The following is a 23,906-nucleotide window of genomic DNA, read 5'->3' on the forward strand; positions in this document are numbered from 1 at the left end:
TTTTCTCCTTTACCGCAGGTAAATGTAATACTGAATTTTTTTGGCGTGGTTGGTCATTTGGGTTTTTTGCAGTCGACCTCGAGCGGTTAGCAGTTGTTCGACACGGCGCACTAAAATATTGATAAAGAGAGATGGGTTAGCGCCGTTTGGGAAGGAAAATTCGTAGGTGGTTGGGTCGCTAAACTGTTCGAAGTCATCAACTGCTCTTGGTGCGTGCAGATGTAGCCATTTTTCATCCCGTTTGCCCTGGATTCTTTTTAGGATTCTCGCCCGGATTGATTCGCGCAACAGCGTGAAGTGGATCTCGAAGTCGGGAGTGGGTGAATGGTGAGGCAAGTCGATGTAGTTGAGAGTAATGGTGTGGATCAGTGTGGTTACCACCGTCTCCATTTCATCGATTTCTTTAAGGGTAAGAGTAAAAAAACTGTAGGGAATAACGGTTCTGATGTTTGGAACAACGTGTCTCATGAAAGGAACCTCCTTGATTGCCCTCTGGTTTTCTAGACCAAGAGGGGAAAGCCTTCGGATTGATTGTCAATTCGAAGGGATAAAGGATATTAGATAATATATTTTTTTTGTTTTTTTGTCAATGATAAAAACGGCGAGTTTAAAAAAACTAACGCAAATACCCTGACCGGCATATGATCTATGAATATAACTACCAGTTATTATCGCTCAATCTTTGCCGGGCGGTTTTGTAAGTTGTTGTCTTTTGGTTATGGACTAGTTTTTATTTGTGTTAAAATAGAGTTATGCCTATTAATTTAAGCAAAATTAAGATCCCGCAGAGCCCCGGCTGCTATATCATGAAAGATCGGTCGGGCGATATTTTGTATATCGGTAAAGCGAAAAATTTGAGCAAAAGGGTGAAAAGTTATTGGCAAAAGACCCATGCCGATTGGAAAACCGACGAGCTGCTCGGTAGTGTTGTTGATATCGAGTTCATAGTTACGCGCAACGAAGTTGAGGCGCTGCTGCTCGAAGCTCGGTTAATCCGCCAACACAAACCGCGGTTTAATCTGATGTTGAAAGAAAACCAGCCTTATACTTATATCAAAATTACCGATGAAGAATTTCCGCGCCTGGTTAGCGTCCGTACTATTGGCAGCGACGGAAAATATTTTGGACCTTTTGTTTCGGGTAAGGGCAAGAAATATTTAATGCTGACGACAGCTCGATTGTTTGGACTGCGGACCGACAGGTTTATCTCTCGCAGCGGTCGCGAACTCTATAAGCTGCTCAGTGAGATTAAAGAAAGAGATCTTGAAAAAATTTCCGCTACGGAATACCAATACAATGTCCGGCTTGCCGAAATGTTTTTGCGCGGAAGTAAAGAACAACTGTTGGTTGAATTAGAAAGGAAAATGAAGAAGGCCAGCGCCGAGCAAAATTTTGAGCTGGCGCGGCTGTATCGCGACCATATTCGTTCGATCAAAAACTTTAGCGAAAAGCAGCTGATTTTACTGCCTAAAAATTACGATCAGGACGTGATCAATTGCGTGGTGGTTAGCGACAAGGCGTTGGTTCAAGTTTTTAATATCAACAAAGGAATAGTAACTTCGCGTAATCATTTTGAATTACAGGTAGCAGGGCAGGGACTAGCCGAAATTTTGTCGGGATTTGTCGAGCAGTATTATCTGACGCGACCAGTGCCACGTGAGCTGATTTTGCCGGTGGAGCCAACTGATAAAAGTTTACTCGTTAGATATATGGAAAGTTTTAAAGGCTCAAAAGTCGAAATACTGGTTCCTAAAACAGGGGATAAAAAAAAGTTGCTTGATTTGGTGCGACAAAATATTTTGGTGCGTCTAAATGCCGGACCACTGGCCGAGCTGCAAGCCAGATTACAGCTGCCGCGATTGCCGGAAGAAATAGACGGTTTTGATATATCCAATACTTCGGGCAAAGAAGCGGTTGGTTCGTGCGTGCATTTTAGCGGCGGCAAACCAAATAAAAATTTGTACCGTAAGTTTAAAATTAAAACAGTTTCTGGGCCAAATGATTATGCCATGATGGAAGAAGTGATGTCGCGCCGTTATGCCCACAAAGGATGGGTGATGCCGGATTTGATTTTGGTCGATGGCGGCAAAGGTCAGCTGGGCATAGCGCTTAAAGTTTTAGCCAAATTAGGCCTGGATTTACCGGTTATTTCTTTAGCTAAAAAACGGGAAGAGATTTTTATTCCTGGTTATCGCGAGCCAATAGTTTTAGAACGACGTTCTGATGGTTTGAAATTACTGCAAAATATTCGCGATGAAGCCCATCGATTTGCGATTGGGTATCATAAGTTGTTGAGAGGGAAGAGAAGTTAGGAGCTGGGAACTAGGAGCTGGGGGCGGGGAATTGTGCACTAGGTGTTGTTAATGTGGTATAATAACATTGTATAAAAAATAAAAAAATAAATTTATGGATCAACCTACGCCTTTTCTTTCTGGAACGCCGACTGCCAGCCCTGCGCCCTATGTTGCCAAAAAGAGTTCCGCCTTGCTGCCAGTGATTATCGGTATAGTACTAGCAGCGCTAGTAGTGGCACTGGTCGGTTATTTTCTAGTTGTTTTGCCCGCCAAAACCGTTGCAGATAATCTTAATGAGCAGGTTGGTTTTTTAGGTCAAGAAAAAATTGTCCTGCAAACCGATCTAAACGCCTGTAAGGATCAAAACACTACGCTGGGTAATAGTTTGCAGCAAAAAAATCAAGAAGCGACACTGGCTAGCGAAAGTGATTACGCCGGTTGGAATACCTATACTAGCGTTGTGGACAACATTAGTTTTCGTTATCCCACTAATTGGGACGCAGTAACCGATGCAGAAATAGCCGGACAGGGGTCTGTGCCTTCGACGACTGAAGATAACATATCTTTCGTTAATGGCGTAAGCGGAAACAGAATACACGTTAGTTTTGTCAGAAAACAAGCTGCTGATAATGGTAGCTTGTTTTCAGCAATTAAACTGAAAGATTATCCTTCAGTGGTCGCGACAAAGATTAATCTAGGCGGTACAATCATTACCGACAAGGTCGTTTCTTCTTATAACAAAAAGATAAAAATGATTGTTTACGGCTATAGCCACAAAGACGATGGTACTAACAATCAGGGTATTATTGCCGTTGGCGACTATTATTTTAATATTTGGGCTGAAGGCAACACCAGTCTTGCCAAAGAAGATGATAAGGACATCTCGTTTGATGATCAGGTGATCATGGAAAAGATTTTGAACTCAGTGAAATTCAATGTTACCGCTTCGACGTCAGTAGCCGCTGAACCAGTCAAATAAAATATTTATAGCTAAAGTAAAAACCCCGCGTCGTAATAGAGCGGGGTTTTGTTGTTGGCTATTTGGCTTCGCAGTCGACGCTGCGAAAGACATTGGCGTCGATCAGGAATTTTTTTTCAACACCGTCGGTGTTTTTGGCTGTAGCGACCGTGCTCCAGTAAACTTTTTTTTCGAGTCGGTCGATAGCGGAGATGGTCGGGTCGATGGTCTTGATGCAGTTCATTGCTTCGTCTTTGTCGACCCAGTAGTTGCCCATGACAACGGCGCCAAGAGCTCCGAAGATGAGGACGACGATTCCGATGATGGCGATAAAGAGTATCAATTCAACGAGTGTAAACCCTTTGTTGTTCCCGGTCTTCATTTCACTTCTCCTTGGTTATTAGTTGGTGGGTACACCGCACCCAACTTTGCTAAAGAGTCCGGTGTTGAGTAAAAATTTTTTTTCATTGCCGATGACATCGGCAGCTGTTATTTAGGTTTGATCGTTAATTTGCGAATATTATAAGTTATATTATTTTTGTTTGTTTGTCAATAGAAATAAATCGGACTTGGCTGGTCTTGCCAGTTTTTTATTTTTCTGTTAAACTTTCCTTACTTATTAATAAATCACTCATTTTTCGCATTTTCCTTCCCCGAAATTTTAAACAAAGGGGCGGCGAAAAAGAGGGATAATAAAGGAAAAATATGCCAAAATTACCAAGTTTGGAGGAGATGTTAAAAACCGGGATGCACTTTGGTCATAAGACCGGAAAATGGCACCCAAAAATGGAGTCCTATATCTTTGCTGAGCGCAACGGCGTTCATGTCGTTGATTTGGAAAAAACCCTAGTTAAGCTGGAAGAGGCTCTAAATTTTATTAAAAATACCGTTGCTAGTGGCGGTGTTGTTTTGTTTGTAGGAACAAAAGATCAAGCTAAACCGATTATTGAAAAATATGCCAAGGAGTGCGGCATGCCTTATATTAATCAACGTTGGCTTGGCGGCACGTTGACTAATTTTCCGATTATTTTGAAACTCACCAAAAAGTATAAAGACATGAGAGTTAAGCAAGAGACCGGTGGTTTTAAGGGTTATACTAAAAAAGAACAGCTTGATTTCCAAAATGAAATTGAAAATTTAGATATGCGTGTTGGTGGTATTGCGGAGGTGAAAAAAGTTCCCGAAGCGATTTTTATTGTCGATATCATGCGTGAAAAAACAGCTTTGACTGAAGCGGTAAAACGCCATGTTCCGGTTGTGGCGATTTGTGATACCAATGTTAATCCGGAAAAGGTTACTTATCCCATTCCAGCTAACGATGACGCAACTAAGGGAATAGAAATGATCACTGCGTTGGTCGCCGAAGCGGTAAAAGAAGGCAAAAACGCGGTGGTAAGTAAGTAGAAAAATACTCTCAATAAAAAATAAAAAGGTGGTGGGGGCGGGTGGTTTACTAACCACTAACCACTAACCACTAACCACTAAATATGTCCGACCTACAAACTATCAAACAACTTCGTGAACGTACCGGTGCCGGTATGGTTGATTGTCAAAAAGCGTTAGATGAATCTAACGGCGATATTGAAAAAGCGGTAGAAATATTGCGCAAAAAAGGACTGGAAAAAGCCGGTAAGAAAGCTGAACGCAGTACTAAGGAAGGTTTAATTTCTTTTGCCTGCGAGGGGAAAAAGGTTGCTGTCGTCGGTCTTACTTGTGAAACAGATTTTGTTTCTCGCAACGAAGATTTTATTAAAGTAGTAAATGATTTTGCCATCAAACTATTAAATACTCCGGTTGAAGAGTTTAAGCCTTGGGCCGAAGAACATGTAGCCAAAGAGCTAATTTCTAAGATTGGTGAAAATATGAAGCTAGTGGCTGCGGAAGTAATTGAAGGCGAGGTTATCGGCACCTATCTTCATTCCAATAAGAAGTTAGCCACCGTCGTTGTTTTACGGGGCGGTACGGTTGAACTGGCTAACGACATTGCTATGCAGGTTGCTGCCATGTCACCAAAATATGTGCAATCGTCCGAAGTACCTGCTGATGAGATTGTTAAGGAAAAGGAAATTTATCGAGAACAGATGAAAGGGGAAAATAAGCCAGAAGCGGTAATCGAAAAGATTATTGAAGGAAAATTGAATAAGTTTTACTCGGAGGTTTGTTTGCTTAATCAAGCCTTTATCAAAGACGACAAGATGACTATTGAGCAGCTACTCGCTGCCGCTGGTGCTCAAGTCGTTCGTTTTTCTCGCTTCCAGATATAAGTATACAGGAGACAGGATACAGGATGCAGGAGATAAAGAAGCTTCTGTCTCCTGTCTCCAGTCTCCTGTCTCCAGTCTCCTAATTTTATGAAGGTCGCGCTCGTACAATTTACTACTTGGGATAAGGCTTATTATTTTGATCCGGCGCAGGAAAACTTTGCGGTTGGGGATTTTGTTATTGTGGAAACGCAGATAGGAATAGATATGGGGAAAATTATCGGTTTTGAAGATATAGCCAAGTTGGCTGACGAAGCAGAAATTAAGCCAATTACCCGCAAGGCGACAAAGGACGATTTAAAAAAACGTCTTAGCCTTGATGAGGAAAAGGAAGAAGCGGTTAAAAACTGCAAAAAAATGGTAACTAAGTACGCCCTGCCGATGAAGCTTGTTGACGCTCACTTTTCTTTTGACGACAAGAGAATTACTTTTGCCTTTATTGCTCAAGGCAGAATAGATTTTCGCGAATTAGTTAAAGATTTATCCCGTTATTATAAAAAAAATATTCGTTTACAGCAGCTCGGTATTCGTGATGAAATGAAAATGTGCGGCGATATCGGTCCTTGCGGCATGCAGCTGTGTTGTCAAACTTTTGTCAAAGAGCTCGGCAGCATTACTTCTGATTTAGCTGAGGCGCAACAAGTGGTGCATCGTGGTTCGGAGCGCCTTTCTGGTTGTTGCGGTCGCCTGCGTTGCTGTCTGGCTTTTGAAAAAGAAGTTTATCGTGATTTAGCTGCCAAAATGCCACCGCTTGGTTCAATCGTAAAAACAGAGAGCGGTAAGGGCGAAGTGGTTGGTTGGAGGCTGATCAAGCAAATGGTGGACGTGCGGGTGGTAACCGACAATGGCAAGGAAAAAGAAGTAGTTTTTATTGAAGTTCCAGTGGATAAAATTTCTCGTTAATACGAGTTTAGATTTTTAGTTTAGATCCCCTAAGTAGGGGGTTTTTAGTACAGGAGACAGGAGACAGGAGACAGGAGGCAGGATGTCTTGTTACTTGTGTATTTTAATCCTGTACCCCGCATCCTGTATCCTGTATCCTGTTTATGCTATAATAAAATCAAATCAATAAACTTATTTTTATGGTTCAAAAAACTCGCGTTGCTATCAATGGCTTTGGTCGCATTGGTCGAGCGGCTTTCCGCATCGCCTTTGGTAAGAATAATTTAGAAATCGTTGCTATTAACGATCTGACTGACAATAAAACCCTGGCGCATCTTTTGAAATATGATTCGGTTTTCCGCACCTACGATAAAAAAGTTGGTTTCGACGGCAAAAATTTAGTAGTTAACGGCAAGAAAATTCCTTGCCTAGCAGAAAAAGATCCTTCGAAATTGCCGTGGAAAAAGCTAGGTGTTGATGTGGTTTTGGAGTGTACTGGCGCTTTTCGCGAGGAAAAAGAAGTGATGGCGCACATCAAGGCGGGCGCCAAAAAAATAATTATCTCCGCTCCGGTAAAAGGCGACGGAGTAAATACTTATGTTTTGGGAGTAAATAGCGCTAACTATAAAGGGGAAAAGATTATCGATAATGCTTCCTGTACGACCAATTGTATTTCTCCAGTAGTCCAGGTGATTCAAAGTAAATTCGGTATCCTCAAGGCTACTATGACTACTATTCATTCTTATACTGCCGATCAGCGTCTAATTGATGCGCCGCACAAAGATTTGCGTCGCGCTCGCGCTGCTGGAGTCAATATGATTCCGACTACCACTGGAGCAGCTGTAGCTACTACTAAAACCATCCCGGAATTAAAAGGTTTGTTTGACGGATTATCTATTCGTGTTCCGACTATTGACGTTTCAATTTCTGACATCACGATGTTGATCAAGAAAAACGTTACGGAAAAAGAGGTTAATAATGCGCTTATCACTGCGAGTAAGACACCGCGCTACAAGGGTATTTTGGCGGTGACAGAAGAAGAGTTGGTTTCTGGTGATTTTATTGCCAATCCAGCCTCGGCTATTGTTGATCTTGCTTTGACCAAAGTCGTCGACGGTAATTTGCTTAAAGTGGTTGCTTGGTATGATAATGAATGGGGTTATTCAAATAGGTTAGTGGAAATGATCAGCGTGGTGAATAAAAAGTAAAAAATCAAAATTCAAAAATCAAAATCACAACTCAAAATTAAAAAATTAGTTTTTTAGCTACTAACTACTAACCACTGTTTTTATGCATGACAAAAAAATAATCGCCGATATTTTTCTCTTCGCATTGCTCGCGGCGTGTTTGTATCTGGTCTACCTTTTTTTTAAACCGTTTTTGATAGTGATTATACTTTCCGGCGTTTTGGTTTCCATTTTTTACGGTTGGTATAAAAAACTACTAACCTGGTTTAAGGGGAGGAATAATCTGGCTGCTTTAGTAATGGTGATTTTGATTGCCATTATCATTGTTTTACCAGCTACTGATTTTATCTTTTATCTTTCCAAAAAATCAGTAGAGGCGTTTAGTTTAGTCACCAATTGGATTAATACAGGATTTTTGGAAAAAACCATCAATGAGCAGGTAATTAGCAGATTTAACTTTGTTGACCCTTCGGTCTTCAATGTTCGTAATTATTTAATTTCTGTCAGTTCAAAAATTTCCAGTTTTTTAGTTTCTGGGGCTAGCTCGCTTTTGCGAGGCACGGGACAGTTTGTTACCTATTTAGTTTTAATGTTTTTTACCATATTTTTCTTGTTCCGCGATGGAGATAAGCTTTTGCAGCGAGTAATGTATCTGACACCGCTTCCAAACAAATACGACAAAGAGATTTTCCAAAAATTTCGCGATGTCAGTTATTCATCGATAGTTAGTACTTTTATAGCGGCAATTGCCCAAGGTATCGCCGGCGGTATCGGTTTTTTGATAGTAGGTATTCCGGCGTTTTTGCCAGCGGTTTTGATGACCATGCTGGCTTTATTGCCATATGTCGGTGCGGCTATTTTGTGGTTGCCCGCTGGAATTTATCTGCTGCTGATCGGAAAAATCTGGCAAGGAGTATTTCTTTTGGTTTGGGGTGGAGCGATAGTCTCATTAGTCGATAATATTTTACGACCAATGTTGATTAAGGGTAAGGCGCAAGTTCATCCGTTGTTGATTTTTTTCTCTATTTTCGGCGGTATTATCGCTTTCGGCTTTTGGGGGATAATTATTGGTCCGGTGGTGATATCGATATTTTTCGTACTACTGCATATCTATGAAACTGAGTACGAAGATGTTTTAGAGCGATAAAATATGCCCAAGCCAGATGCGGCAAAAAAAATTCTTTTAATTGTCGGTATAATTATATTAGTTTCTGTCTTTTTTAGATCTTCGCAAGGTGGAGGAGGCGCCATCATGGTTTTTTTATTAATCATGATTCTTTTTGTTTATAAATTTTTTAAAAAAATATCTCAGCGCTTGGCGGACGAATCAGTCAGCGATAGCCGTGAAAAGGTTAACCTTGGCAATATAAATAATAAAATAATAAATTCTAATTTTATGGCGACAATTAAAAGTAAAGCCTTGTTGATAATCGCGGTTGTTATAGTGTTGGTGATTATTGCCAATGGTATTGTGATTATTCCTGCCGGTACTACTGGCGTTTATCATCTTTTTGGTAAGGTTAAAGATGGTGAACTTCAGTCTGGTATTCATTTGATAAATCCGTTAGCTAATGTTACGGAGATGAGTATTCGCACCGAAGAGTATACCATGTCTATTTTGCAAGAAGAGGGTACTAGAAGTAACAATGATACTATCGCTGCTTTGACCAAAGAGGGTTTAAGCGTTGATCTTGATATTACGGTTTTATTTCATTTAATCGAAGATAAAGCTTCTGATGTTTATAAGAATCTGGGTATTGATTACAGCGAAAAAATTATTCGGCCGGAAATTCGTAGCGCGATTCGCGAGGTAGTGGCTGTTTATGAAGTAAAAGATATTTATTCTGATAAGCGTCAGGAAGCGGCAATAAAAATTTTGAGCGCGTTGCAGGGCAAGCTAGAACCGAGAGGTATTACGGTTGAAGATGTTTTACTGCGCAACGTTGGTTTGCCGGAAGGTTTGGCAAAAAGTATTCAGGAAAAATTGTCAGCCGAGCAAGAAGCGCAAAAATATGATTTTGTCTTGGAAAAAGAACGAAAGGAAAAAGAACGAAAACTTATTGAAGCCGAAGGTCAAAAAGCAGCACAGGTTATTATCAACGAAGGCTTGACTTCAAAATATTTACAGTATTTGTATATCCAACAGCTTAAAGATCTCAAAGGGACTATCTATATTCCAACTAGTCCGGACTCTGGACTGCCGATGTTCAAAGGAATCGAATAGAAAAAAATTTGATAGAAAAACTCGCGTTTATGGCGCGGGTTTTTTGTTAGACGGCAAGTCGATAATTTTGTATAATGTCTTTATATGGACAAAACAATCGAAAAGCTTACCAGGGCTGACTTAATCGGCCGTGGTTGTGGTAATTTTCCCACAGCCAGTAAGTGGCAAATGGTTAAAGAGGCTAAAGGCGCTAAAAAATATGTGGTCTGCAATGTTTCTGAAGGCGAGCCCGGGGTTTTTAAAGACGGCTGGGTGTTGCAAAATCATCCCGATATCGCTATCGAAGGCATTAAACACGCTATCAAATACCTTGGCGCCAAAAAGGCGGTTGTTTATCTGCGCCAAGATTATTATCAGAAATATCAGAGTAAATTGCGCAAATTGATTGGTAAAAACAAAATAGAATTATTTAAAGAGGCTGGAGGTTATATCGGCGGTGAAGAAACTGCTTTGCTAGAATCTTTGGAAGGACGACGCGTCGAGCCACGCCTCAAACCGCCGTATCCGCCACAAGTTGGACTTTACGGTCAGCCAACGTTGGTAAATAATCTAGAAACATTTTACGAGATTGGTTTGATTTTGCGCGGCAAATATGAAAAGAAACGTTTGATTTGTTTTTCCGGTCAAGGTGTAAAATCACAAGTGCATGAGTTACCAGAAAATTGGACTATAGAAAAAATGCTAAAGGAAACCGGTAATTGGCCAAAGTTTTCTTTTTTTGTACAAGTTGGCGGTGGCGCGGCTGGAACAGTCTTGAACAGCAAACAGCTGCAGCAAACGCTTAAAGATATTCATGGTCTTGGTTCAATAGTTGTTTATCATGCCAGCGAAGGTCCAAAAAAATTAATTTTGAATTGGGTCAGATTTTTCAAAGCCGAGAGTTGCGGCAAATGTGTGCCGTGTCGAGAGGGTACTTATCGGCTGCTCGAAATATTAAACAGCAAAAAAACAGATTGGCAACTCTTTGAAGATATTTTGTTTGCTTTGGAAAACTCTAGTTTTTGCGGTCTGGGTATGTCTGTACCACGGCCGATTTTGACATACTGGAAGAATGTAAAAAAGAGGAGTTAGGGACTAGGATCTGGGAGCTAGGAACTAGGAATTAAAGTTTAAATGAATATATGGATAATCTGTACAAAATGGTGGAAAAATTTGTCGTTGATTCGTTTGTTAGTCGAGGTATGGCTGGTGACTTGGTTTATTTGCAAGATACGGCGGTTCAACTAAAAAGAATATACCCGGAGGCAGATGAAATATTGCTTTCGGCGGCGGTTGCTCGTGACATTGAACGTTGCTTTCGCCAACCAGATGTTCAAAAAATAAAAGTAGAAAGAGGGTTGTTGGATGAAGAATTTTTGACATTGCATCAAAATCGAGGGGCAGAAATAATTAAAAATTTTTTGGAGTCACAAAAAGTCGATCCCTTAGTTATTGATCGAATAACTGATTTGATTGCTAATCATGAAGTGGGTGGAGACAAAGAAAAGGATTTGCTTAAAGACGCCGATTGTTTGAGTTTTTTTGAGAAAAATATTGATCATTTTTTGAAAGTTGTTGTTCTTGAGCTTGGTTTTGATAAAGTTAAGGAAAAGTTTGATTGGATGTATAGTCGTATTACTACTCCGGAGGCCAAAGGCATTACCAAACCTTTGTATGAAGAAGCAATAAAAAAACTACTAACTACTAGTCACTAGATACTAGCTACTATGTATATCAAAATCAACGGAAAAAAAGTTTCGGCTAAACCTGAGCAAACAATATTGGAGGCGGCGCACGGCATTGTTGCTATTCCGACACTTTGCCACCATCCGGATTTAAAAGTAAAAGCCAACTGCCGTGTTTGTTTGGTTGAACTAAAAAACGGTAAGCTAGTTACGGCTTGCTCAACTAAGGTTAAAGACGGCATGGAGGTTTTTACTGATACGGAAAAAGTAAAACGAGCGCGCAAAATAAATCTAGAAATGATATTTGCCGAGCATGAGGAGAAGTGCCCGGAGTGTATTTGGGATAAAAATTGTTCTCTGCAGGATTACGCCAAAAAATACCAAGGCAAAATCACTCGATTTAAGGATCGCAAAAAAAATCGCAATATTTTTGGTTTTAGTAATACAATTCTTTTTGATCAAACTAAATGTATCGATTGTAATAATTGCATTGAAGTTTGCCACAAACAAGAAGTGCATTTTTATGACAAAGCCGGCAAAGGTGCCGACAGTATTGTACTACCAACCAAAAATAAAAAATATGATTGTACTACTTGCGGTCAATGTATAACGCATTGTCCTGTTGGCGCGATTCAAGGTAATCCGCATTGGCCGGAAGTGGAAGCAAGTCTTAAAGATAAGAAAAAAATTGTCGTCGCTCAAGTGGCACCTTCGGTTCGCGCTTCGATTGGCGAAGAGTTTGGCTACGAACCAGGCACGGTGGTAACAGGAGAGTTAGTATCGGCTCTCAAAAAGCTTGGTTTTGACTATGTTTTTGATACTAATTTTGGCGCTGATATTACTACTTTTGAAGAAGCAGGGGAATGTTTTGAGTGTTTGGGTAAAGGTAAAATGGTTACCACTTCTTGCTGTCCGGCGTGGGTGAAATTTGTCGAGTTTAACTATCCGGAATTTGTCGGCAATATTTCTACCACTAAATCGCCGCAGCAATGTTTGGGAGTGGCGGTTAAAACTTATTTTGCCGAGAAGATGAAGATTGATCCTAGAAAAATTAAAGTGGTTTCGATTATGCCCTGTGTTGCCAAAAAGTTTGAAGCCGATCGTCCAGAATTAGAATACAATAATATGAAAATGGTTGATTATGTTTTGACTACTCGCGAAGTGGCTCACATGATGCGGCGAGCCAAGATAGATTTTACCAAAATGAAACCGCAAAAATTTGACGATCCGCTCGGACAATCCAGCGGCGCCGCGGCAATTTACGGCGTATCTGGCGGCGTGATGGAGTCGGCTCTGCGTACGGCGCTTGATTATTACGCTGGTCAGAAATTAAAATCAATTGATTTTAAACAGATAAGGGGATTAGAGGGTACTAAAAAAGCCGAGATCATGGTTAAAGGTAAAAAGGTGAAAATAATTGTTACCAGCGGACTAGGCAATGCTAAAAAGGTTATGGATTTAATCAAAGCTGGCAAGGAAAATCCCCATTTCCTAGAAGTAATGGCGTGTCCCGGTGGTTGTATTAATGGCGGCGGTCAGCCAGTGCCGACTAACGCGCAGATTAGAGCCAAGCGCGCTGCGCCACTTTATGTCCTTGATAAGAAATCAAAGTTCCGCAAAGCGCACGACAATCCTGGATTAAAAAAACTTTATAAAGAATATATTGATAAACATCCTGATCTACATCACGAAATGTTTCACACTTCCAATTATCGACAGAAACGTTGGGGGGCGAGGAGACTTAATTAATAATTAATAATTATTAATTCTATGTCCAAAACCGTCGCATCAACCATTACTAAAGTGCAAAGCGTTGCTATGGTTAAGTTCTTAGCTCTTTTGGGTATTGCGACATTTGTCCCGATGTTTGTTCATCTGCAATGGTTGACCGGACCGCTGGTTAACGCTATTTTGATTATTACGGTTGTTGTTGTCGGTGTCCGCGAGGCTTTGCTAATTGCCTTGATTCCGAGCTCTATTGCCTTGGCTTACGGATTATTACCCTTACCACTCGCGCCAATGATACCGTTTATTATGATCAGTAACGCGTTTCTAGTTTGGTTTTTTGATGTATTACGCGATCGTGGTTATTGGCTAGCAGTGGTTGTCGCCGCGCTTATCAAGTTTGTTTGGTTGTATGCTATAGTTCATCTGTTGATGAAGTCTATCCTTGCCGGGAGTTTGTTTAATAGTCTGGCGATACTGATGAGTTGGCCGCAGCTAGTTACAGCCTTGATTGGTGGAGTGCTGGCCTGGATATTTTTGAAGTGGTTAAAATTTGTTTAGGAGTTGAGAAATAAAGAAATTAAGAAATAGTATCGATTCCATATTCTTAATTCTTGTCTCCAATTTTCAATTTCCTCATTTCTTAATTTCTAATCTTTGTCTTATGCCAGAAGAAATAAAAAAGAAAGTCGGCGTTGGTGTCGGTGTCATGGTTTTACGTGACAGTCGGATTCTGCTTGGTAAACGTCATGCTGATCCGGCCAAAGCCGACTCGGAGCTGCATGGAGAATCTAGCTGGACTATGCCTGGCGGCAAAATGGATTTTGGCGAGACGCCGGAAACTACTGCGACCAGAGAGCTGAAAGAAGAAACTAGTCTAGAGGCGACGGGTTTGAAAGTTATTTGTGTTTCCAATGACAAAGTGACAGACGCTCATTTCGTTACCATTGGTTTGCTATGTGAAGATTTTACCGGCGAAGTGCAGATAATGGAACCGGATGAAATAACCGAGTGGCGTTGGTTTGATTTAAACGGTTTGCCGGAACCAATATTTTTTCCCAGCGCCAGAGTGCTTAGAAACTATTTGGACAAAACATTTTATCAAAGCTTTAATTAATAAATAATACTAAAAAATTTATGCACGAAGAATGCGGTAAGGATTGCTGCTGCGACCACTATCATGGCGCTTCAGGAGTCCTGTTTAAAATCATACTGGTGATTGTAATTGTCGCCGGTATTTTGCTCATTCGTAACTGGTACAAGAGTTATGATTACATTGGTCAGGCTCAGACTCGCGACACTATAGCGATTCAGGGCATGGGAAAAGTAGTAGTTGTTCCTGATATTGCTACCTTTAACATTGGTTTGGTTACCAATCGTTTGACTGTCGCTGCAGCACAAAAAGAGAATACTGATAAAATGAACAACATTACCAAAGCGCTTAAAGATTTGGGGATTGACGACAAAGATATTAAGACCAGCAATTATAATATTTCTCCGGATTATCGTTGGGACGGTAATAGGAGTACGCTTGCCGGTTATATTGTTAACCAAAGCGTAACTGTTAAAGTTCGTGATTTGGAAAAAGTCGGTGACATTTTTGCCAAAGCAGGAGAGCTGGGTGCTAATGACGTTAGCGGTTTACAGTTTACTGTTGACGATCAGGAAGAATTTAAAGCCCAGGCTCGTTCTAAAGCTTTAAACAACGCCAAGGTAAAAGCCGAGGCTTTAGCCAAAGATTTGGGAATCAAGCTAGGCAAAGTGGTTAATTTTTCTGAAAGTTTCGGTGGCGGACAGCCGACTCCGTATTATGGAATCGGCGGCAGTGTAGAAATGATGAAGTCGTTGTCTTCGGTAGCGCCAGCACCAGACGTACAGGTGGGTAGCACTGAAATACAAGACGACGTGACAGTGATGTACGAAGTTCTGTAAAAAAGAGACGGAGATTTAGAATCTAGGATTTAGAATATGGAAAGGCCCTGATAAAAAAATCAGGGCTTTTTTATTAGATCAATATTGTGGTATAATATCGCTATAAAATAAAAAAATAAAAACAGGTGATTGGTTGCAGTTTTCGGTGAAATTTTTGACCGAAAGCCGACAGCTGAAAGCCAGCAGCTATTTTATGAAAATCAAGCAAATTAAAGCTCGGGAAATATTGGATTCAAGAGGTAATCCGACTATTGAAGTTGAAGTAACTTTACGTCGAGGGATTAAGGCCAAGGCGTCTGTACCATCCGGTGCCTCAACCGGTGTGCACGAAGCTTGGGAGTTACGCGATGGTGATAAAAACCGCTATGGCGGTAAAGGGGTTTTACAAGCAGTTAAAAACGTAAATGAAAAAATAGCTCCGATGTTGATTGGCAAGAAGGCTAATAAGCAAAGAAAGATTGATGAGATGATGCTGCGTCTTGATGGCATGAAAAATAAAGCCAATTTGGGCGCCAATGCCATACTCGGGGTTTCTCTAGCTTGTGCGCGAGCCGCCGCAGCGTACAAGGGCGTGCCACTTTATAAATATTTGCGATCTATCTATAGTGTTAAATTGAATGACTACAAATTGCCGGTGCCGTTGATGAACATTATCAATGGCGGTAAACACGCTGATAGTAAACTTAATTTTCAGGAGTTTATTATTGTGCCAAAGGGAATCGGTAGGTTTTCGGAAAAGTTGCGAGCCGGGGCTGAAATTTTCGCGGTGCTAAAAAAAGTTTTGAAAGACAAGGGTTTTAATACTAATGTTGGTGATGAAGGCGGTTATGCGCCGGCCATGACCTCGGTGGAAGAAGCCGTACTTTGTATCTTGGAAGCGATAAAGAAAGCTGGTTATAACTCCAAGGGCAAAAAACAGATATTTTTGGGAGCCGACATAGCAGCTTCTGAGTTTTATGACAAAAAATCAAAAAAATATGTTTGGAACGAAGGCGAATTTTCTAGCACCCAGATGGTTGATTTTTTCCAAAGCTGGATAACTAAGTATCCTTTTATTTCTTTGGAAGATCCGCTTGATCAGGACGATTGGTCTGGTTGGCAAGAAATGACCAAGAAGATTGGTAAAAAAATTACCTTGATCGGCGACGACCTGTTTGTTACTAGTACGGCGCGTTTGCAGCAAGGACTCGATCAAAAAGTAGCTAATGCGATTTTGATAAAAATAAATCAGATTGGCAGCCTGACCGAAACGCTTGATTGTATCGCCTTGGCTAAACGCAACGGTTATGCTACGGCTATCTCTCACCGTTCCGGCGAGACCAATGATGATTTTATTGCCGATTTAGCTGTCGCGGTTAATTCTGATTTTATAAAAACTGGTTCGCTTAGTCGTGGAGAACGGCTTGCTAAATACAATCGTTTGACGGAAATTGAAAGAGAGATTTAATTTTTATGGGTAAAAAATATCCAACGGTATTGTGTGTTTTGGATGGTTTTGGTATTGCGCCAAAATCGAAAGCCAATGCCATAAGTCTTGCTAAAATGCCGACCTATGATTTTTTGTGGAAAAAATTTCCTCATACTGCTTTACAGGCTTCCGGTAAATATGCTGGATTACCGACTAAGCAGGCCGGTAATAGCGAGGCTGGTCATATGAATATTGGCGCTGGTAGGGTGGTAGAGCAAGATGCGGTGCGGGTTAGCGAGAGTATTGCTGACGGCACTTTTTTTAAAAACCCAGCTTTTGCCGCAGCGATAAAACATGTTACGCGCAACAAATCAGATGTTCATTTGATGGGCATGCTTTCCAACGATCAATCCGCTCACGCTGATCCAAATTATCTAAATGCTTTGCTGGAGCTTTTTCGACTAAAAGGTTGTCCACGAGTTTATCTGCATCTTTTTACCGACGGCCGTGATTCGCCGCCGTATTTAGCAATAAAATTATTGCAGCGATTGCGTAAAAGATTCAAAGACGGTGAGGTGATGGCAACTATCATGGGAAGATTTTACGCCATGGATCGTAAAAAAGATTGGTCGCGAACCAAAGCGGCTTACGAAGCAATGGTTTTAGGTAAGGGTTTTATAGTGGATGATCCTCAGGATGCCATTTTGCACGCTTACGGTAAAAAATTAACCGATGAATTTATTCCGCCATCGGTAGTTTACGATAAAAAAAGACCGGCTGGCACGATTAAGGATGGTGACGCTGTAATCTTTTTTAACCTACGATCTGATCGCGCCAGGCAATTAGCTAAACCTTTTGTGCAAAAAGACTTCGAAGTTAAAGGTGGTTTTAGACGAGAGAAAATTTTAAATAATTTATATTTTGTGGCATTGACCGATTTTGGTCCAGATTTGGATTCAGTGGTGACAGCTTATCCGTCAGTTGATCTGTTGGGGACATTGCCAATGGTGGTCGATACCCGTCCGCAACTTTATATTGCGGAGACGGAAAAGTACGCTCACGTTACTTACTTTTTTAACGGTGGTTATGCCGATCCGGTAGCGGGTGAAGAAAGGATCAGGATATCGTCAGTTGACGTTTCGCGTTATGACAAAAAACCGGCGATGAGTGCGCGGGAGATTACCGCCATGGTTTTAAAATCGTTAAATAAAAATAAACACGAATTTATTACGATAAATTTTGCTAATCCTGATATGATCGGTCATACCGGAAATATTCCCGCTACAGTGCAATGTTTGGAAGTGGTTGATAAATGTTTGGAGAAAATATATGATGCTATTAAGGAAAAGGATGGTAATTTTATTATCACGTCAGATCATGGTAATTGCGATGCCATGCTCGATTTACGTACGGGGGAAGTGCTAACGGAACATTCTAAAAATCCAGTACCTTTTATTTTAGGATGTAGTAAATTCAAAAAAGTAAAAATAAGAAAAGGAGTTATCGGTGATGTTGCCCCTACGATTTTAGAGGTCATGGGAATCAAAAAGCCTGTTCAAATGAAGGGTAGAAGTTTAATTATTTAATTTTTTATAACGCCGTTATTTTATGTCTAGAAGACCAAAACCAGTTGTTCTGATGATTCTGGACGGATGGGGAGTGGCTCCGCCCAGCGATGGTAACGGTATCACTCTTGCTAAGACGCCGGTGATCAATAAGTTGATTAGCACTTATCCGGCAATGACTCTTCAAGCTTCTTCTGAGGAAGTCGGTCTTCGTTTTGGTGAAATGGGCAATTCAGAGGTTGGTCATTTGACCCTAGGTTCCGGTCGAGTTTTATATCAAAATTTACCTCGCATCTCTCGCTCGATTCGCGATGGTGATTTTTTTAAAAATGAAGCATTTTTGAAAGCAATAGAGCATGTCAAAAAAAATAAATCCAAGTTGCATTTAGTTGGGTTGGCTTCCGAGGGTGGTGTTCATTCTCATCTCGATCACTTGCTAGCGCTTTTAGATTTGGCTAAAAAACAAAAAATAAAAGAGGTTTATATTCACGCTATTATTGACGGTCGTGATACTTTGCCCAATGTTGCCGGAGATTTTATTAAAAAAATTGAAGACAAGATAAGAGAAGTAGGGGTGGGGAAGATAGCAACGATTTCCGGTCGTTATTATGCCATGGATCGCGACAATCGTTGGGATCGGATAGAAAAGTCTTATCGCGCGATGGTTGATGGTCAGTCGGCGGAATTTTTTAGTGATCCGCAGGATGCAATAAAAAAATCTTACAAGAAAAAAATTTTTGACGAAGAATTCGTTCCGGTGGTGATAGTCAGCGGTGAAAACCCCGTGGGTACCATTTCCGATCATGATTCAGTGATATTTTTTAATTTTCGCGCGGATCGCGCACGGGAGATGACAAAAACTTTTGTTTTACCGGATTTTGACAAGTTTAAGCGTGACTATTTTGCCGATTTATTTTTTGTCACGATGATGGAATATGAAAAAGATTTGCCGGTTTCTGCCGTTGCTTTTCCGCCGCAGGAAATAAAAAATTCGTTGTCTGACGTCGTTGCTGCCGCCGGACTGAAGCAACTGCATATTGCCGAGACGGAAAAGTACGCCCACGTCACTTTTTTCTTTAATGGCTTAAAAGATATTAAACATAAAGACGAGGATCAGGTGGTTATTCCTTCGCCTCATGTCGCTTCTTATGATAAACAGCCGGAAATGAGCGCTGATAAAGTAACCGATCGATTAATCAAGGAAATAAAGGCTGATACGTATGATTTTATTTTAGTTAACTATGCCAATGCTGATATGGTGGGGCATACTTCTAATATTTCGGCAGTGGTTAAAGCTGTAGAATTTTTAGATCGCTGTGTCGGTCAGGTAGTTGATTTAGTTTTGGCTAAAGGCGGTGTGGTGGTTATTACATCTGATCACGGTAACGCTGATGAACTTTTAAATTTGCAGACCGGGGAACCGGTAAAAGAACACAGCACTAATCCAGTACCTTTTATTATTGTGGGAAAGGAATGGGAGGGAAAAAATGCCGGTTTGCCAGAAGGTGTCGGATCGGATTTGTCCATAGTCCCGCCTAAAGCCATTTTATCGGATGTTGCGCCGACTGTGCTAAAAATATTGAAACTTAAAATCCCCGAAGACATGTTAGGTGCGCCGTTAATTTGATTTTTGAGATTTAATATAATATAAAAAAATAAGAAAACTTTATGAAGGTGAAACAAATAATGTCAAAAAAGGTTATCACTGTAAAGTCTTCTGACAGTTTGGAAAAAGTAGTAAAGATTTTGTTCAAAAATCAAATAAGCGGACTTTTGGTTGTTGATGGCAACAAAAAATTAGTTGGAGTCATTTCGGAGAAAGATGTTTATAAAATGATGTATCCAACTTATCAGGAGTTTCAAGAGAATCCGGAAATGTTTTTGGATCATGAAAAGATGGAAGAGCGTGTTGAGCAGATCAGAAGCATCAAAGCCGAACAGTTTATGAAGAAAGATTTGGTGATATTGTCACCGGACGATCCTGTAATGAAGGCTGGTTCTATCATGCTTACTAAAAGAGTGAATCGGTTGCCGGTGATAACTAAGGGTAAGATAGTGGGAATTGTCAGTCGTCGCGACATTTACCAAAATATTTTTAAACAGAAATTAGGTCTAAAATAGTATGCCCGAATTACCCGAGGTGGAAACGATTGTCCGTGAACTCGATTCAAAGATAAAAAATAAAAAGATTAAATCCGTTGAGGTTAAAGTGCCGAAAATGGTTAATTTTTCCGTTAAAAATTTTAAAAAATATTTAATAGGTAGTAAAATAAAAAGAGTCTATCGTAGGGCAAAAATGATTATCATCGAGCTGGATGATAATCATTATTTGTTGATACACCTGAAAATGACCGGTCAGTTGATATATGCCAAGAAAGACGGCAGAGTGGCGGCGGTGGGCGGACACCCACAACGAGGCGGGCTAGACGGTCTGCCTAATAAATTTACCCATATTGTTATTACTTTTTTTGACGGTTCGCGATTGTTTTATAATGACATGCGTAAGTTTGGTTGGATGAAAATAGTTGACGGCAAGCATTTATCTTTGATTGATAAGAGCTACGGTATCGAGCCGTTTAAACGTGATTTTACCCTTAGCAATTTTTTGGCAGTTTTGGCTCATTATTCCAATAGAAAAATAAAACAAATTCTGATGGATCAGAGTTTGGTTGGTGGAGTGGGTAATATTTATGCTGATGAAAGTTGTTTTTGCGCTAAAATAAGACCAACGCGAATTGCCAAAACCTTAACTAAGATCGAATCAAAAAATCTTTTTCTTTGCATTAGTAAAATAATGAAATTAGCAATCAGTAAAGGCGGGACTTCGGCTGATACCTATGTTCGTACCGACGGCACTAAGGGCGGTTTTGAAAAATATCTTAAAGTCTACGGTCGTGGCGGACAGAAGTGCAAACGTTGCAGCGGAGTAATAAAAAAGATTAAATTAAATGGAAGAGGGACGCATTATTGTGAAAGTTGCCAAAAATAAAACAAATGGCAGGTAATAAAAGAGTGATTGACAATATTCTTATAGATGATTTGTTTTTGTTATTTGGTTAATATTAGATTACCAAGTATAACGATAGCTACTCCCAGTAACGCACCGATGGTTATTTGCAGCGGAGTGTGACCGATATTCTCCGGAAGATGATTGATGTCATTTTGTTTGTCGGCGGGAAGTTTTTCCGTTAGTTTGTTTATCGCCTTAGCCTGAGAGTCCATAAGTCGACGAAAGCCTGTAGCATCGCGAACGATTAAAATCGTTAAAATTAATGCCGTGGCAAAGGTGGTCGAATAAATACCGTCAATACTAACAATTTCGGCAAGTAGGCCAAAAACAAAAGCTGAGTGAGACGATGGCATACCGCCATATTTGCTAAAAAGATTCCAAGAGAATTTATTTTTAAAACCTTCGACGATGACCTTGATGGCTTGGGTTAATAGCCCGGCAATAATTGGTAGACCAAATATCCAGTAATTCATAGATGATGATTAATAATTAATAAATTGCATTCTATGTCAATAATATACAGTATCTTATTCGGTTTAGTCCAGGGTTTGACTGAATTTTTACCGGTTTCCAGCTCCGGTCATTTGGTGATTCTGCATCACTTTCTTAATTTACCGTTAGCGGATTCGTTGGCTTTTGATGTCGCTTTGCATTTAGGAACCCTGCTCGCCTTGTTGTTGTTTTTTTACCGAGATGTGACGCGTTTAATCAAGGCGTTTTTTGCTAGTTTGGTAAAATGGGATTTGCTTCATAATCCCGATCAACGGCTTGCTTGGATGCTACTAGTCAGCAGTATTCCTGTTTTTTTTGTCGGATATATTATCAGCTCATCAGCGCAAAATTATTTTCATTCTTTACGTAATGTAGCGATAATGTTGATTGTTTTTGGCGTATTCTTCTTTATTTATGAGAAAATCGGTAAAAAAGAACATACGATAGAACAATTGAGTTGGCGGTCGACGGTCAGAATCGGGTTACTTCAGGTCCTTTCTTTAATTCCGGGAGTTTCTCGCAGCGGTATTACTATTATAGCAGGTTTAGGCGAAGGTTTAAAAAGGAGTGAAGCGACCCGTTTTTCTTTTTTACTTTCTTTACCGGCAGTATTTGGCGCCGGAGTAAAGAAAATTTATGATTTATCTAGCGTCGGCGTGCCCGCCGATGAAAAATCGGTTTTTGTAATAGGATTTGCTATTTCTGCTGTAAGTGGATTTTTTTGTATTAAATATTTTTTACGTTATGTTCAAAACCACGGTTTGAATTTTTTTGGTTGGTATAGGGTGGTGTTGGGTGTTTTGCTTTTATTTTGGATATACATTTATGGTTAAAAAAGAGGAAAAAATTATCATCAAAGAGTTTTCTCGAGTCAATCAGCTAATGAATTTTTTTCCAGCGCGTAACCTTAAAGCTGAAAGTTTTGTAGTGAGAGAGGGAAGACATCTTGGTGCTCATCGAACCCTTTCTAATCCCGAGGTCGTCGGTGTATTGCAGGGTATTGCTACTGTTGCTGTAGACAGCGAAATCTATAAAATTCGTAAAGACGAAATGATTTATATACCTAGAGGTCGACTATACAATGTTTACAATAACAATAAAAGTTTACTCAAGCTTATTTTGATAGTTTCAAAAATTTGATTAATCAATTAGTTATATCGCTATTTTGCGGTTTTTTGTCGGACTATCCTGATTGAACCGTTTATAGTAAAATAGGAGTTATTATATTAACTATTTTATGAAAGCAATCATTCTCGCCGGTGGCAGTGGTACCCGTCTTTGGCCGGTGTCAAGGCGCAATAAACCAAAACAAGTACAACCATTTTTAGACGATGATACTTTATTGCAAAAAACATTCAAACGAACGAGACGGGTTTTTTCCGCTGAAGATATTTTGATTTCTTCCGGCATTATGCAGTTTTCTCAAATTTTAAAACAGTTACCAAAATTATCGAAAAAATGTTTTATCTTGGAGCCGGAGAAAAAAGATACCGCCGCTGCTATTGGTCTGGCAGCCGTTTATTTGCATAAAAAAAACCCTTATGAGTTTATTTTAACTGTTAATTCTGATCATCATATCAAAAATGAAAGACAATATTTTTTAGTTGTTAAAAAGGCGGAAAGAGTGATAAAAAAATATCCAGATCATACGGTTTTGGTCGGAGTTCGTCCAACCCATCCGGAAACTGGCTATGGTTATATAAGAATGGGTAAAAAGATAACAAACGGTGTTTATAAAGTTGATCATTTCGTGGAAAAACCCGATATGGCAACGGCCAAAAAATATTTGACAGGAAAAAATTATCTGTGGAACCCCGCGATTTTTTGTTGGAGAGTTGATCGTTTGTTAGAGCTTTATCAAAGATATTTGCCAGAAATGTATCAAATACTGAAAAAAATAGAATCGGCGATCGGTACAAAACAGGAAAAATCAGTATTACGTAGGGAGTTTACTAAAATTAAGCCTACGTCGATCGACTACGGTTTATTGGAAAAAATAACCAGTAAAATACTGGTTGTCGCTGGTAGTTATCAATTTACTGACATCGGTCACTGGGAGGCTTTACATGGCGTGATTTCTGGCGGCAAGGGAAATGTAATTAAGGGTTTGAGCGTGGTTTATGATTCAAAAGATAATTTAATCTATAATTTTACTAATAAGTTGATAGCGACTGTTGGTTTAAAAAATATGATTATTGTCCAGACAGATGACGCGTTGTTTGTCTGTCCGAAGGATCGGTCTCAAGATATTAAGCAGGTGATAAAAATGATCGAAAAAAACGGTTTTAAAAAGTATTTATAATC

At 40.0% G+C, this 23,906-nt stretch carries 25 protein-coding genes; 22 read left to right on the plus strand and 3 right to left on the minus strand.

Annotation, left to right across the window (positions count from 1 at the left end):
• Window positions 1-9: 9 nt before the first annotated feature.
• Entirely contained in the window at window positions 10-468 is a 459-nt protein-coding gene (locus tag WC310_01290) for a hypothetical protein (GenBank protein MFA5358437.1), read from the minus strand.
• Window positions 469-752: 284 nt separating this feature from the next.
• On the opposite strand from WC310_01290, the gene uvrC reads away from it, so the two are divergent.
• Both uvrC and WC310_01300 read left to right on the plus strand, forming a co-directional pair.
• On the plus strand, window positions 753-2,312 hold the full coding sequence (gene uvrC / locus WC310_01295; protein ID MFA5358438.1) for an excinuclease ABC subunit UvrC: 1,560 nt from the start codon (window positions 753-755) through the stop codon (window positions 2,310-2,312).
• A gap of 94 nt (window positions 2,313-2,406) precedes the next feature.
• The gene (locus WC310_01300) at window positions 2,407-3,273 is read left to right on the plus strand and encodes a hypothetical protein (protein ID MFA5358439.1); all 867 of its coding nucleotides are present in this window, start codon (window positions 2,407-2,409) and stop codon (window positions 3,271-3,273) included.
• A 58-nt stretch (window positions 3,274-3,331) separates the two neighbouring features.
• Here WC310_01300 and WC310_01305 read toward each other — a convergent pair whose 3' ends face one another.
• Window positions 3,332-3,634, minus strand: a complete 303-nt coding sequence (locus WC310_01305) for a prepilin-type N-terminal cleavage/methylation domain-containing protein (protein ID MFA5358440.1) — start codon at window positions 3,632-3,634, stop codon at window positions 3,332-3,334.
• A 323-nt stretch (window positions 3,635-3,957) separates the two neighbouring features.
• On the opposite strand from WC310_01305, the gene rpsB reads away from it, so the two are divergent.
• The 17 genes from rpsB to mutM all read left to right on the plus strand — a co-directional run bounded on the left by rpsB (window position 3,958) and on the right by mutM (window position 21,089).
• Window positions 3,958-4,656 (plus strand): 30S ribosomal protein S2, encoded by a 699-nt coding sequence (gene rpsB, locus WC310_01310; GenBank protein ID MFA5358441.1) that lies wholly within the window; start codon window positions 3,958-3,960, stop codon window positions 4,654-4,656.
• Between the two features lie 83 nt (window positions 4,657-4,739).
• Window positions 4,740-5,516: a translation elongation factor Ts gene (gene tsf, locus WC310_01315; protein ID MFA5358442.1), complete on the plus strand. Its 777-nt coding sequence runs from the start codon at window positions 4,740-4,742 to the stop codon at window positions 5,514-5,516.
• Window positions 5,517-5,603: 87 nt separating this feature from the next.
• Window positions 5,604-6,416 (plus strand): regulatory iron-sulfur-containing complex subunit RicT, encoded by an 813-nt coding sequence (ricT, locus tag WC310_01320; GenBank protein MFA5358443.1) that lies wholly within the window; start codon window positions 5,604-5,606, stop codon window positions 6,414-6,416.
• A 179-nt stretch (window positions 6,417-6,595) separates the two neighbouring features.
• Window positions 6,596-7,603, plus strand: a complete 1,008-nt coding sequence (gene gap / locus WC310_01325; protein ID MFA5358444.1) for a type I glyceraldehyde-3-phosphate dehydrogenase — start codon at window positions 6,596-6,598, stop codon at window positions 7,601-7,603.
• A gap of 82 nt (window positions 7,604-7,685) precedes the next feature.
• Window positions 7,686-8,729 carry an AI-2E family transporter gene (locus WC310_01330; GenBank protein ID MFA5358445.1) on the plus strand — a complete coding sequence of 348 codons (1,044 nt, stop codon included), beginning with the start codon at window positions 7,686-7,688 and terminating at the stop codon, window positions 8,727-8,729.
• A gap of 3 nt (window positions 8,730-8,732) precedes the next feature.
• Window positions 8,733-9,806 (plus strand): prohibitin family protein, encoded by a 1,074-nt coding sequence (locus WC310_01335; protein ID MFA5358446.1) that lies wholly within the window; start codon window positions 8,733-8,735, stop codon window positions 9,804-9,806.
• A gap of 84 nt (window positions 9,807-9,890) precedes the next feature.
• Window positions 9,891-10,877, plus strand: a complete 987-nt coding sequence (locus tag WC310_01340) for an NADH-ubiquinone oxidoreductase-F iron-sulfur binding region domain-containing protein (protein ID MFA5358447.1) — start codon at window positions 9,891-9,893, stop codon at window positions 10,875-10,877.
• Between the two features lie 50 nt (window positions 10,878-10,927).
• Window positions 10,928-11,500, plus strand: a complete 573-nt coding sequence (locus WC310_01345) for a DUF4202 family protein (protein ID MFA5358448.1) — start codon at window positions 10,928-10,930, stop codon at window positions 11,498-11,500.
• A gap of 12 nt (window positions 11,501-11,512) precedes the next feature.
• On the plus strand, window positions 11,513-13,219 hold the full coding sequence (locus tag WC310_01350) for a [FeFe] hydrogenase, group A (GenBank protein ID MFA5358449.1): 1,707 nt from the start codon (window positions 11,513-11,515) through the stop codon (window positions 13,217-13,219).
• Window positions 13,220-13,240: 21 nt separating this feature from the next.
• Window positions 13,241-13,756, plus strand: coding sequence for an iron hydrogenase (locus WC310_01355; GenBank protein MFA5358450.1), 516 nt, complete (start codon window positions 13,241-13,243; stop codon window positions 13,754-13,756).
• 103 nt (window positions 13,757-13,859) lie between these two features.
• Window positions 13,860-14,312, plus strand: coding sequence for an NUDIX domain-containing protein (locus tag WC310_01360; GenBank protein ID MFA5358451.1), 453 nt, complete (start codon window positions 13,860-13,862; stop codon window positions 14,310-14,312).
• 20 nt (window positions 14,313-14,332) lie between these two features.
• Window positions 14,333-15,127, plus strand: coding sequence for an SIMPL domain-containing protein (locus WC310_01365; protein MFA5358452.1), 795 nt, complete (start codon window positions 14,333-14,335; stop codon window positions 15,125-15,127).
• 193 nt (window positions 15,128-15,320) lie between these two features.
• Window positions 15,321-16,574 (plus strand): phosphopyruvate hydratase, encoded by a 1,254-nt coding sequence (gene eno / locus WC310_01370; protein ID MFA5358453.1) that lies wholly within the window; start codon window positions 15,321-15,323, stop codon window positions 16,572-16,574.
• 5 nt (window positions 16,575-16,579) lie between these two features.
• On the plus strand, window positions 16,580-18,121 hold the full coding sequence (gene gpmI, locus WC310_01375; protein ID MFA5358454.1) for a 2,3-bisphosphoglycerate-independent phosphoglycerate mutase: 1,542 nt from the start codon (window positions 16,580-16,582) through the stop codon (window positions 18,119-18,121).
• 22 nt (window positions 18,122-18,143) lie between these two features.
• Complete coding sequence (gpmI, locus tag WC310_01380; protein MFA5358455.1) at window positions 18,144-19,727, plus strand: 2,3-bisphosphoglycerate-independent phosphoglycerate mutase; 1,584 nt, start codon at window positions 18,144-18,146, stop codon at window positions 19,725-19,727.
• Window positions 19,728-19,768: 41 nt separating this feature from the next.
• Window positions 19,769-20,221 carry a CBS domain-containing protein gene (locus WC310_01385; protein MFA5358456.1) on the plus strand — a complete coding sequence of 151 codons (453 nt, stop codon included), beginning with the start codon at window positions 19,769-19,771 and terminating at the stop codon, window positions 20,219-20,221.
• Window position 20,222: 1 nt separating this feature from the next.
• Window positions 20,223-21,089: a bifunctional DNA-formamidopyrimidine glycosylase/DNA-(apurinic or apyrimidinic site) lyase gene (gene mutM, locus WC310_01390; GenBank protein ID MFA5358457.1), complete on the plus strand. Its 867-nt coding sequence runs from the start codon at window positions 20,223-20,225 to the stop codon at window positions 21,087-21,089.
• Window positions 21,090-21,148: 59 nt separating this feature from the next.
• On the opposite strand, the gene WC310_01395 is transcribed toward mutM, so the two are convergent.
• Window positions 21,149-21,583 carry a divergent PAP2 family protein gene (locus tag WC310_01395; protein ID MFA5358458.1) on the minus strand — a complete coding sequence of 145 codons (435 nt, stop codon included), beginning with the start codon at window positions 21,581-21,583 and terminating at the stop codon, window positions 21,149-21,151.
• Window positions 21,584-21,616: 33 nt separating this feature from the next.
• Between WC310_01395 and WC310_01400 the strand changes: the two genes are divergently transcribed.
• The 3 genes from WC310_01400 to WC310_01410 all read left to right on the plus strand — a co-directional run bounded on the left by WC310_01400 (window position 21,617) and on the right by WC310_01410 (window position 23,904).
• A complete protein-coding gene (locus WC310_01400; GenBank protein MFA5358459.1) occupies window positions 21,617-22,435 on the plus strand; it encodes an undecaprenyl-diphosphate phosphatase in 819 nt (272 codons plus the stop codon).
• Complete coding sequence (locus tag WC310_01405) at window positions 22,428-22,742, plus strand: cupin domain-containing protein (protein ID MFA5358460.1); 315 nt, start codon at window positions 22,428-22,430, stop codon at window positions 22,740-22,742. Before WC310_01400 ends, WC310_01405 begins: the two co-directional genes overlap by 8 nt.
• Window positions 22,743-22,839: 97 nt before the next feature.
• Window positions 22,840-23,904 (plus strand): sugar phosphate nucleotidyltransferase, encoded by a 1,065-nt coding sequence (locus WC310_01410; protein ID MFA5358461.1) that lies wholly within the window; start codon window positions 22,840-22,842, stop codon window positions 23,902-23,904.
• Window positions 23,905-23,906: the final 2 nt, after the last annotated feature.

The organism is Patescibacteria group bacterium (genome assembly GCA_041653535.1).
Taxonomy (GTDB): domain Bacteria; phylum Patescibacteriota; class Patescibacteriia; order JACRDY01; family JACRDY01; genus JBAZFH01.